This is a genomic window from Granulicatella sp. WM01 (assembly GCF_004570605.1).
GTDB lineage: Bacteria > Bacillota > Bacilli > Lactobacillales > Aerococcaceae > WM01.
This window is the reverse complement of sequence record NZ_SPPB01000014.1, coordinates 21,467-32,916: the sequence shown is the minus strand read 5'-3', so window position 1 is coordinate 32,916 and position 11,450 is coordinate 21,467. Positions and strand designations below refer to the sequence as shown.

The window sequence follows — 11,450 nt, the reverse complement described above, 5'->3', positions numbered from 1 at the left end:
CACACAAAAGCGTTGGTTATTGAAGCATTTAATGGGGATATTTTCTTGAATATCGCTGACAACATTTATGCCACACGTTGTTTGTTAACACATGAAGAGCATTCAGCGGTGTTTGATTTGGGTGAGAATATAAAAAAAGAAAGACGCCAATACGTTCCACCACAATCACACCCGTGGAAACTGGCATCTTTCAAACGCTATCTCAAGAGTATTGGAAAAACTCTTGAAGAGTATCAAGACAACAAGCTTGCTTGATACTTTAATAGCATACATTATTTTGCCCTATAAGTGCAATGATTTTTTTTAAAATCATTGCACTTATAGTGGCCCACATTTTGGGACATTTTCATTTTCGATTGACACTGAAACTCTACTCAATTACAGGAAAAGTTGCAGCATTACAACACCTTGGCAACAGATGTAGGAATAAAACATGGAAACTGGCAATCATCCTGTTTAAAGATAGCCAGTTTTATAGTATCACTCATTTTTACTTATAAACGATTTTTTATCCACTAGCTTTTTTGAGCATATTCTCAACATATCAAGTGCCTTAGTCCTTTGACATGTTTTTTATAACTAAATAGTGCGTTCAATTTTTTATCTTGTCTACCTAGCTGCCATATCTTTTTTAGTATTCAGCACAACAGTACGCTCTTATTATATATTATAATGCTGGACTATTTCACATCTTGTATAAACGACCCTTTAAAAATACTGAATTTCTCCTTGTGTGTCTATTAATTTCCAGCTATCACTATATAATGACAAGATTTTTCAGACTTTCATGTTTAGAATCTAAACATCACATACATCAAACAGATACATTTTTACACTAATGATTTAACAAAACGCTCTAAACGTTGCATGGCTTCTTTTAACTGTTCTAATGAATACGCATAAGAAATACGTACAAATCCCTCTCCGGCTTGCCCAAAGGCTGATCCAGGAACAATTGCTAAATGTTCTGCGTGCAATAACCGTTCACAAAATTCTTCTGAACTCATACCAAATTGCTGAATATTAACGAATAGATAAAATGCTCCTCTTGGTTCAAAACAATGTAAATTCATTTGTTTTAATTTATTCAACAAAAATCTCCGTCTTTGGTTGTAAGATAGACGCATCGTTTCAATCTCGTCATCACATGTATTAATCGCTTGAATAGCAGCATATTGTACAAATGTTGCAGGAGCAACAATTGTATATTGATGAATTTTAACCATTGCCTCAATGACTTTTTCTGGTGCTAGCACAAATCCTAATCGCCAACCTGTCATAGCAAAGGCTTTTGAAAATCCATTTAAAATAATAGAGCGTTCTTTCATGCCATCAATCGCCCCTATACTATAGTGAGGGGTAGATGTATAAGTTAATTCGCTATACATTTCATCACTAATAACGAAAATATCATGTTTTTTGACAACTTCAGCTATTTTTTCGAGATCTTCTTTTTCCATAATAGCCCCTGTTGGATTATTGGGAAATGTGATAACTAAAGCCTTTGTTTTAGATGTAATAGAGCGCTCCAATTCATCAGGCAATAATTTAAACTCATTTTCCTCTTTTAAGTCTAAATAAACAGGTATTCCTCCTGCTAGTTCTATACACGGACCGTAAGACACATAATTTGGTGATGTCACAATAATTTCATCATCAACATCTATCAGCGTTCTCATAGCTAAATCAATCGCTTCACTTCCACCAACAGTCATTAATATTTCATTTTCTGGATTATAGTTTAATTGATACTTCCGTTTAACAAAATCTGATACGCCTTGTCTTAATGGCAACAACCCTGCATTACTTGAATAAAATGTTTGTCCTTTTTGAATAGATTGTATCGCCGCTTCTTTAATAATCCAAGGTGTTTCAAAATCCGGTTCTCCAACACCTAAAGAAATCACATTGTCCATGCTTGCTGCCAATCCAAAAAAGCGTCTAATTCCAGAAGATTGTAATTTTTGTACTTTACTATTCAAAATTTCTCTCATTAGTGACTTACCACCATTCGTTTATCTTGTTTTTCTTGCACAAAAACTGTTCCATGATCTTTATAACGAACAAGAACAACGTGTGTTGCTGTACTAACAATTTCATCTAACATAGCTAATTTATTGACAAATTTCGCAATATTTCGCATCGTCGATTTACGTAAAATGACCATAAAATCATAACTTCCCGACATCAAATACAACGCTTCAACTTCAGGATATTGATAAATTTGCTCGGCTATATCATCAAATCCGCTTCCTTTGCGTGGAGTCACTTTTAATTCAATAACAGCAGAAACATCATCTGTATTTGCCTTATCCCAGTTAATTAGTGCTTGATACCCACTAATAATGCCCTCTTTTTCTAGTTCCTCAACAACTTGCTGAATAATTTCTGTAGTTTCGCCTAGCAATACTGCCAATTCTTCGTATGTTAATTTCCCGTTCGTTTCCAATAAATTTAATATTTGTTCTTTTAATTTTGTCATCATTAATCCTCCTTAAATGTGTCTAAATAAGCCATTAATCTATTTGTTCCCAACAACTTGTCAATATGGGATACGTGCTGTGGAGATAAATCAATACGATACATTACACGTTCTTCATGTTTAACATGCATAGACATGCCCAATTCTTCAACAATTGTCGCTACAGAATACCCTTTTTCCTCAAAGCACCTACTCATTTCAAAAATACAAGCAGCTCTCATTCGCTTATAAGGTTCCACAATCATTTTAGGCATATAATATCCGTCCACTAGAACAACATCATCTGTTGTAATTACTGTCTTTTTACACTTTTTTCCCATAAATTAACTTCCTTATTCACACTTCAATTTTACACGTTTATTTTTTAGCGTGCTTATTTTTATATGATGTTTCCATTGTAATGTAGAATGCTTCAATAATCAAATAATTATTTATATACTTTTTCAATATGATGTAGCTATCTAGTTTTACATTGACAATCTATTATATGGCTCTTACAATAAATAAAACAACTAAAAAAGGAAATGACTATGCTAAAAAAATATAAAACCATTTTATTTGATATAGATGATACGCTGTTAGATTTTCAGCTAGCTCAACAGACTGCGTTTAAAAAATTATTGGAATACTTTAATATTCCTTACTGCTCAAAGCATTACTTAGACTACCAAGAGATAAACAAGCAATTATGGAGCCAGTATGAACAAGGAACGTTGTCAAAATCAGAAGTACTTTCTCAACGCTTCAGCTTATTTTTTAAACGTTTCAACTTAGAAATTGATGCCAACCACACAGATGTGTTATATCGTCAATGGCTAAGTTCAGGAAATCAACTTTTTTCAGACACATTGCATGTTGTCCAAACCTTAGCAAAAACACATCAATTAGCCATTATCACAAATGGTGTACATGATACACAAATATCACGTTTAAAAAACAATCAACTATATCCTTTTTTTAAAGAACGTATCTTTATTTCAGACAGTATTGGGTATCAAAAACCTGATATACGTTTTTTTGACTATGTTTTAGATGCTTTAACCATTACAGATAAACAATCTGTATTAATCATTGGAGATTCGCTACAAGCTGATATATATGGAGGAAACCTTAGTCAGATTGACACATGCTGGATTACTCCTAAGCATAGGTCTTATTCGAAAAATATTTGTCCAACACATGTTATTTCATCACTTTCAGAATTATTACAAGATAAATAAAGACAGTTTTACATTTTTGTTGTAAAATACAAAATAGAATGTATTTAGGAGTGTTTATATGTCAATTGAAATGTTATTAAGTGCCATTGCTGGACTTGCTCTATTTCTATACGGAATGAATTTAATGGCAGCCGGACTACAAAAAGTTGCTGGCGATAAACTAAAAGGAATTATTCAAAAACTTACACGAACTAAGTTTATGGCAGTCATTGTAGGTATGTTTGTTACAATGATTATCCAAAGTTCTAGTGCAACGTCTGTTATGGTTGTCAGTTTTGTAAATGCTGGATTGATGTCACTACAACAAGCTATAGGTATCATTTTTGGTGCCAACATTGGAACAACAATTACTGGACAACTTGTTTCATTAAATCTTACACAACTAGCACCTATCGCTATTGCCAGTGGAATTATTATGAAAAGTGTGACAAAAAAAATGTCACTAAAAGATGCCTCAGATATTCTTATTGGATTTGGGATTCTCTTTATTGGCATGAACTATTTAAAAGATTCACTTTCTCCATTGAAAGAATCTCCTGTTTTTGTGGATTGGATTTTAAAATATGGAAGCAATCCATTAATCGGATTAGCTATCGGTCTAATCATGACCTTTGTCTTACAAAGTTCAAGTGCAACTATAGGTGTTTTAATTGCTCTAGCAGCAAATGGCATTTTGCCTTTATCAACAGCCATTTACATCATTTTTGGAGATAATATTGGAACATGTACAACCGCACTAATTAGTTCTTTAGGAACATCTCGCAAAGGAAAACGTGTTGCATTAATCCATTTATCATTCAATATTATTGGCACCATTTACTTTATGCTATTTTTAACCAGTACATTAACAGCAGTTGTTGAACATGCAACACCTAATGATATTGCTAGACAGATTGCAAATGCACATAGCTTATTTAATATTGTTAATGTCATAGTTTTGTTCCCATTTTCAACATTGCTATTAAAACTCGTCTATTGGATTTTACCAATTACCCCTGAAGAAAATGCTATGGATGCACAAAAAAATTCAACTTATTTAGATCCCTATTTATTACAAACACCTGCCATCGCCTTAAACAATGCACTATATGAGTTTATTTTGATGTCAAGTGAAGCAGAAAAAACAATCACTTCTGCTATTCAAGCAATCCAACTTAAAGATTCTGCTGCAGTTAAAGAGGCTATCCGTCATGAAAAACGTGTCAATAAATACGAAAAACAACTTATTGAATACCTTGTTGAATTATCCAAACAAGAAACTATTTCAAGCACAGAATTACAACGTATCGACTATTTGTTTAACTCTATTCATGATGTGGAACGCATCTCTGATCATGCGGAAAATATTGCTGAGTATGCACGTGAGGCTATCGAACAAAATATTGTATTAGATGATACTGTTATCAGTGAGCTAAACCACGTTTACGAGCTTGTCCTTACAGGTTTCCGTCTAGCTATTGATGCCATGTCAACTGGTAATATTGAAGATATTAACCGGATTATTGATATTGAAAGACAAATTGATACATTAAAACTTGATATTCGCCGAAATCATGTTCTCCGTATGAATAAAGATATTGCTACACCTGAATCAGGTGTCATTGTCATGGACTTGTTAAGTAACTTAGAACGTATTTCAGACCATTTTAGAAACATCGGAGAAGCCGTTGACAAAACAGGAATTGCAAGTTAATAGCGAGACTTCTTAAAATTGCTAATAAATGCGTTATATTGATAAAAAGCACTTTTGTGTATAAAACAATCGTGTTGGCAAAAGCCAACACGATTGTTTTAAATTATGGTTCTATGTCAAATAGGGTTAATGAACTTTTTTCATCAACCCTATTTATTATAGAACCGAAAATGAAGGAACTCCTTGTAGGGTTCCTTCATTTTCTATAACTTTATTGATTTGCCCAATCAGCTGGATAAGTCACATAAATAAAACGTGCTTTATCTGGAACTGAGAATTGAATATCGCTGCCTTTAGGAATGAAAATAACTTCACCCGGTCCAGCAGACATCACTTCATCACCTACGATAATATTTAATTGACCTTCAATAACGTAGTCAACCTCATCGTATTCCAAATGCCATGGGAATGTTGTTTTTTCCATTGTCATTAAGCCTAAACCTAAGCGTGGGCTTTCATCTAATGTTAATAAATCACGTGTATACACTTGATGTTCTGGATTACCTGTGTCTAGGCGATCTTCAACACGTACATCTAATTTAGGTAAACGAATTGATGTTACCCCTGATTTACTTACTTTTTTTGCAGAATCTTTAGTTAATAATTCTTCTAACAAAATTTTACGCACTAATGATTCTAATTCATTACGATTGATTTCAGCCATAAAATAAGCCTCCGTTTATTATATTATGCTTCTTTTCTAGTTAACATAAATGCTAACAATACCGCTGTAACCCCACCAATTAATTTAGCGATAATCATTGGGACAATCATTGATGATTCTGCACCAGCAGTAAATCCTAAATGATCTCCAATAACAAATGACGCTGATACGGCAAACGCCACGTTAATGATTTTACCACGTTTATCCATATCTTTTAACATTTGGAACATTGCAATATTATTTGCCATAGATGCTACTAAACCAGCAGCTCCCACTTCATTCATGCCTAAAGATTTACCAATAGCTAATAAAGGTTTATTAGCCACTTTAGTAAACACAGCTACTAATGCAAATGCTCCTGCTAAAGTCACAGCAATATGTCCAACAACTTCAAACGCTTCTTTTAATACTGAAGCTGGAGTTGATTGAACGCCATCAACTACTGGATATAAATTCACTAAAAATTCTGTTTCTGTTAATAATTGGAATCCACCAAAAGCTAATCCTAATGTTGCTAAAATAACAACACCTTGTCCAAAGATTTCAAAACCTTTAATCATGCCATTTGGTATCAAAATTAATCCAAGTAAAATTAAACCAGCTACAATAGCAATTGGAACTAAGTTAATTGCTAATGATACAATGTTGATACCTGGAACAAATAAACCACCTAAGAAGAACCCAATTGGAATAGTAACAATACCGTATAACACACCACGTGCCAATAACGGACGATCTTCTTTTTGAATAATTCCTAAAGCGACTGGAATAGTAAACACGATAGTAGGACCCATCATAGCACCTAATACATACGCTGCTAATTTACCAATAACTTCGTTTTTTGCTAAACTTAACGCTAATGGAGCTCCACCCATATCATTTGCAATAAATGTTGTGGCAAAAATAGATGGATCAGCACCTACTGATTCATACATTGGAACAACAATAGGTCTTAAAACAGAGGCAATAATTGGTGCAACTACCATAATACCAGCCATAGATAAGGCTAAGGCACCCATTGCCATAATACCTTCTTCAAATTTTTCACTCAACCCTAATTTGCCACCAATACATTTGTCTACGGCAGCAATAATCATAAAGATTGCCATGATATAAATAATAATTTTATCTACACTCATCTTTTTAATATCTCCTAATGTTTAATCTCTTGGATATTCTACTTTATCAATAATACCTACAATAACCATGTCTACAGGGACGTTTTCATTTGACATACTACGTCGTGCAGCACTTCCCGTAGTCACCATGACCAAATCGCCTTCTCCTGCACCAACATGGTCTGCTGCTACAACAAGATTAGGATCAACTTGATGTTCATTTAATTGACGCTCTACTACTAAAAATTTTAAACCATTCAATTTTTCATCTTTTCTAGTAGCCCATAAGCTACCAACAACTTTACCAACAAACATCTTTATTCTCCTATCTTATTTTTCATTTTGCAACGTAATTTTATGACGTTTTAAATAATCCTTAGCTAATGATGTGACAATAGTTCCTTTAGCAGCTACAAAGACATCACCTTCACGCAAATTCAAATCTTTCAATTTTGCTTCAGTAATTAACTTAGATTTTTTATCAGATTTTACCACTTGCTGACTAGATGATACATCTACTTGATTATGTGGTGTAACTGGTTCAGTTGATGCTATAAAATCCACATTATCACAGAATTTAACGCCATATTTTTCTAATTTTTGTTTTTGATTCAATAACTCTTTAAACAACAACGGTGTTGCTGTTTTTTTATACGCCTCTAATTGTAAGGCAGAGTTAAGGACATATACTGCTTTACCTTGTAGAAGTCCTTTTACTAATGCTGATTCCTCTTGAGTTGTAGGGCATAGTGATGCTATACGTAAAAGAGAATCCGTTTGAATAGACTCTACTACAATATATTCTGTAGTTAATTGAAGATCATCCACTAGAACATATCCTGCTTTTTCAAGCGCATCTACATTCTTGCTTGTCCCTCCAATTAAGAGAACAGACTTATTGGTAGGTGCATGTTGTAGATTTTCTAACAGACGATCTGTTATTAATTGTACTAATTTATCAACATTCTCCACTTCTATCAGCCTTTCTCAATTAAGATTTTTTTATAATACGTCCACGCATACCCTTTGTGAATCCACATGCATTTGCTTCATCATAATCAATATGCATTGCTGTAGCAAAATTCGGGTGAACACGTACAACAACATCATCAAAAATTAAAGGACGTGCTCCTTCAACTTTAACTTGAACGATTTCTTTATTTTCTACGCCAGCTTTACGTGCATCATCTGGTGACATGTGGATATGACGTTTAGCAACAATCAAACCTTTTTCTAAACTAACCACATTGTTTCCATTAACAAGAACAATACCTGGTGTTCCTTCAATATCACCACTTTCACGTATAGGTGCTTTAACACCTAACGCTAATCCGTCTGTTAAAGAAATTTCTACTTGTGATTCTGGACGAACTGGACCTAAAATAACCACATTATGAAATGCTCCTTTAGGACCAAGTACGGTAATACGCTCTTTACATGCATATTGTCCAGGTTGAGAAAGATCTTTTTGTTTGGTCAACTCATAACCTTTTCCAAATAATGTATCCACATCTGCTTGAGATAAATGGATATGACGCCCACTGGCCTCCACTTCAAAACTATTTGATACCTCATTTTGAACTTTTTCCAATACTTTGCTGATTAATTCATCTATGCTAGCCATGTCATACACACCCCCTTATTATTCTAATCTATGATTAACCACAGTAATACTTCAATAGCTTTTAATAATTGAGAAACTTTTTCAATATACACATCATGTGTCTTGTCTAAAATATCTAACTCATTTCTTACAATTGCACATTCAATATACGCTTCATAACAGTGTAATTTCCCTTCCGACAATGTGTAATCTAACACACTATCATTAGGATTTAACTGTTTAGCAATACGAATTGCTTGAAGCTCTGCGTTAGATAAAAAGCTCTCATTATAAACCTGAACATCATCTTCAATACGATGATTTACTATTTGTTGTAGCATAGCTAAAATTGAAGCCGTGCGTTTGCATAAATCATCTTCAAAATCTAAGTGAAATGCTCTTTGAGCACGTAGAAGTATTGGGTATAACCTTGCTAATCTGACAACATACGGTAATGCTGCTGAATGAGCTATATTATCAATTTGTTTAATATTAGGTATGTGTGGCACTGTGCTTTGCGAATGACTCGTTGCACCTGAATAAACAACTGTAACATGATGATCAGCTAAAAAACCTTTTGCTGAAGGGGTTAATTTATCATTTCCTTCTAAAACAAAAGTACCTTGCTCAATAATTTGACCTTCTTTAAGCAATTTTCTGACTTTAGCTTCTGTTACAACTGGCATATTCTCACATCCTTGTTCCTATAATGTCTAAACAGACATAGTTCATATAACTCTATCCAGTCATACAAACTCTCATGATTTACTACCTTGACAGTAAAAAATCTTTATGCACTATTTTAATTATCGCAACGGAAACCCGTTGCGATAATTAAAGCATAATAAGTCATTATTTTGGTAAAATAACTTCAACTTCTGAATGTGGACGTGGAATAACGTGTACAGATACTAATTCACCCACGTTTTCAGCAGCTGCAGCACCAGCATCAGTTGCAGCTTTAACAGCACCAACATCACCACGAACCATAACTGTTACTAATCCGCCACCAACTTGTTCTTTACCGATTAAAGTTACGTTAGCTGCTTTAACCATTGCATCTGCTGCTTCAATTGCTCCTACTAAACCTTTTGTTTCTACCATTCCTAATGCATTTGCGTTTGCCATAATAAAATTCCTCCAAATTATATTGTTTTACTATTTTTCTATTTTATCATTAATTATTGTAATTTTTCCAATACTTTTTTCACTAATAAGTCAATTAATTGATTTTCATCTGTACTTGTTGTATCCACAGATGTTGTTGTAGCTGATTGTGCTTTTTTAATATCTGAAAGTTCACGTACACCATAAGCGATACGACGTTTGTTGAATAAATTCTCTGGTGATACATTATCAGATGTTGCACTTCCACCAACTGCACCACAACCTAATGTAAAGGCTGGGAACAATCCAGTTGTTACCCCTACACCACCTAAAGCGGCTGGTGTATTTACCAATAAACGTGATACAGGTTTTTTCAATGCGAATTCACGAATAACCTCTTCATTTTGTGAGTGAATAGCCATTGTATGACCTACACCTTCATGATGTAAAATCTTCATGCTTAATTCACATGCTTCTTCCCAAGTTTTTACTGTGTAGAAACCTAAGATTGGTGCTAATTTTTCCATTGAGTATGGTGCATGTTTACCTACTCCAGATGTTTCAGCAATTAACACTTTAGCATCTGCTGGTACCTCAACACCTGCCATTTTTCCAATAACTTGTGGTGTTTTCCCAACCATTTTTGGATTCATTGCACCACTTGGTAAAATAATGAATTTACCCAATTTTTCCGCATCTGCTTCATTCAAGAAGTATGCACCTTGTTTTTTAAATTCTGCAATAACTGCTGCTTTTGATACTTCTTCAACAATAACTGATTGCTCAGAAGCACAGATAACACCATTATCAAAAGTTTTTGATTCAATAATGTGGCGAACAGCTGTTGGAATATCTGCTGATTTTTCAATAAATGCTGGACCATTTCCTGGACCTACACCAATCGCAGGTGTTCCTGATGAGTAGGCTGCTTTAACCATTGCAGAACCACCAGTAGCAAGAATTAAATTAGTGTCATTATTTTTCATTAGTTCTTGAGTTGCTTGTAATGAAACATTGTGAATAACACCAACTGCACCATCTGGGCATCCTGCACTTTTAGCAGCTTTTTGAATAACTTCAACAGTTGCTTCAATTGCTTTTAAAGCATTTGGGTGTGGAGAGAATACAATAGCATTCCCTGCTTTTAATGAAATCAATGCTTTGTACATTACTGTCGATGTTGGGTTTGTTGACGGAATTAAACCTGCAACAACTCCAACTGGAACAGCAACTTCCATAACTTTATTCACTTTATCATCTGATAGAATACCTACAGTTTTCATATCTTTGATATTTTCTAGCAATGTTTGAGATGCTAAAGCATTTTTCAACACTTTATCTTCCCATTTACCAAAGCCTGTTTCTTCTGCCGCCATTTTAGCTAAACGAACACGTTCATCGTAACATGCTTTAGCAACAACTTTTACGATTGTATCGATTTGTTCTTGTGACATTTTAGCTAATTCAGCTTGTGCAACTTTAGCTGCACGTATTAAATCACGCGTTTCTTGAATCGAAATTAAATCTTTATCTTCTAATTTCACGCTTATTTAATCTCCCTTC

13 protein-coding genes and 1 pseudogene are annotated in these 11,450 nt (G+C 34.0%); 3 read left to right on the top strand and 11 right to left on the bottom strand.

Features of this window, described 5'->3' with window-relative positions; translation table 11 throughout:
- A pseudogene (locus E4T68_RS03415) lies at nucleotides 1-255 on the top strand (ISNCY family transposase); the annotation flags it as partial.
- 575 nt (nucleotides 256-830) lie between these two features.
- Here E4T68_RS03415 and E4T68_RS03410 read toward each other — a convergent pair.
- The 3 genes from E4T68_RS03410 to E4T68_RS03400 are packed head-to-tail and all read right to left on the bottom strand — an operon-like array spanning nucleotide 831 to nucleotide 2,802.
- Nucleotides 831-1,982 carry a pyridoxal phosphate-dependent aminotransferase gene (locus E4T68_RS03410; protein ID WP_370543841.1) on the bottom strand — a complete coding sequence of 384 codons (1,152 nt, stop codon included), beginning with the start codon at nucleotides 1,980-1,982 and terminating at the stop codon, nucleotides 831-833.
- An 11-nt stretch (nucleotides 1,983-1,993) separates the two neighbouring features.
- Complete coding sequence (locus E4T68_RS03405; RefSeq protein ID WP_228099231.1) at nucleotides 1,994-2,482, bottom strand: Lrp/AsnC family transcriptional regulator; 489 nt, start codon at nucleotides 2,480-2,482, stop codon at nucleotides 1,994-1,996.
- Between the two features lie 2 nt (nucleotides 2,483-2,484).
- On the bottom strand, nucleotides 2,485-2,802 hold the full coding sequence (locus E4T68_RS03400) for a hypothetical protein (RefSeq protein WP_135124136.1): 318 nt from the start codon (nucleotides 2,800-2,802) through the stop codon (nucleotides 2,485-2,487).
- Nucleotides 2,803-3,012: 210 nt separating this feature from the next.
- On the opposite strand from E4T68_RS03400, the gene E4T68_RS03395 reads away from it, so the two are divergent.
- Both E4T68_RS03395 and E4T68_RS03390 read left to right on the top strand, forming a co-directional pair.
- Entirely contained in the window at nucleotides 3,013-3,702 is a 690-nt protein-coding gene (locus tag E4T68_RS03395; RefSeq protein WP_167753794.1) for a YjjG family noncanonical pyrimidine nucleotidase, read from the top strand.
- Nucleotides 3,703-3,760: 58 nt separating this feature from the next.
- Nucleotides 3,761-5,395, top strand: coding sequence for a Na/Pi cotransporter family protein (locus E4T68_RS03390; protein WP_135124132.1), 1,635 nt, complete (start codon nucleotides 3,761-3,763; stop codon nucleotides 5,393-5,395).
- Nucleotides 5,396-5,606: 211 nt separating this feature from the next.
- On the opposite strand, the gene E4T68_RS03385 is transcribed toward E4T68_RS03390, so the two are convergent.
- The 8 genes from E4T68_RS03385 to E4T68_RS03350 form a co-directional block, all read right to left on the bottom strand.
- Nucleotides 5,607-6,059, bottom strand: coding sequence for a cupin domain-containing protein (locus tag E4T68_RS03385; RefSeq protein ID WP_135124130.1), 453 nt, complete (start codon nucleotides 6,057-6,059; stop codon nucleotides 5,607-5,609).
- A 23-nt stretch (nucleotides 6,060-6,082) separates the two neighbouring features.
- Entirely contained in the window at nucleotides 6,083-7,198 is a 1,116-nt protein-coding gene (locus tag E4T68_RS03380) for an ethanolamine utilization protein EutH (RefSeq protein WP_135124128.1), read from the bottom strand.
- A gap of 21 nt (nucleotides 7,199-7,219) precedes the next feature.
- Nucleotides 7,220-7,492 carry a EutN/CcmL family microcompartment protein gene (locus E4T68_RS03375; RefSeq protein ID WP_135124126.1) on the bottom strand — a complete coding sequence of 91 codons (273 nt, stop codon included), beginning with the start codon at nucleotides 7,490-7,492 and terminating at the stop codon, nucleotides 7,220-7,222.
- 15 nt (nucleotides 7,493-7,507) lie between these two features.
- On the bottom strand, nucleotides 7,508-8,149 hold the full coding sequence (locus E4T68_RS03370) for an ethanolamine utilization protein (protein ID WP_135124124.1): 642 nt from the start codon (nucleotides 8,147-8,149) through the stop codon (nucleotides 7,508-7,510).
- Between the two features lie 19 nt (nucleotides 8,150-8,168).
- Entirely contained in the window at nucleotides 8,169-8,801 is a 633-nt protein-coding gene (eutD, locus tag E4T68_RS03365) for an ethanolamine utilization phosphate acetyltransferase EutD (RefSeq protein WP_135124122.1), read from the bottom strand.
- 23 nt (nucleotides 8,802-8,824) lie between these two features.
- The gene (locus E4T68_RS03360) at nucleotides 8,825-9,466 is read right to left on the bottom strand and encodes a hypothetical protein (RefSeq protein WP_135124120.1); all 642 of its coding nucleotides are present in this window, start codon (nucleotides 9,464-9,466) and stop codon (nucleotides 8,825-8,827) included.
- Nucleotides 9,467-9,632: 166 nt separating this feature from the next.
- Nucleotides 9,633-9,908: a propanediol utilization microcompartment protein PduA gene (gene pduA, locus E4T68_RS03355; RefSeq protein WP_135124118.1), complete on the bottom strand. Its 276-nt coding sequence runs from the start codon at nucleotides 9,906-9,908 to the stop codon at nucleotides 9,633-9,635.
- A 53-nt stretch (nucleotides 9,909-9,961) separates the two neighbouring features.
- Nucleotides 9,962-11,431, bottom strand: a complete 1,470-nt coding sequence (locus tag E4T68_RS03350) for an acetaldehyde dehydrogenase (acetylating) (protein WP_135124116.1) — start codon at nucleotides 11,429-11,431, stop codon at nucleotides 9,962-9,964.
- Nucleotides 11,432-11,450: the final 19 nt, after the last annotated feature.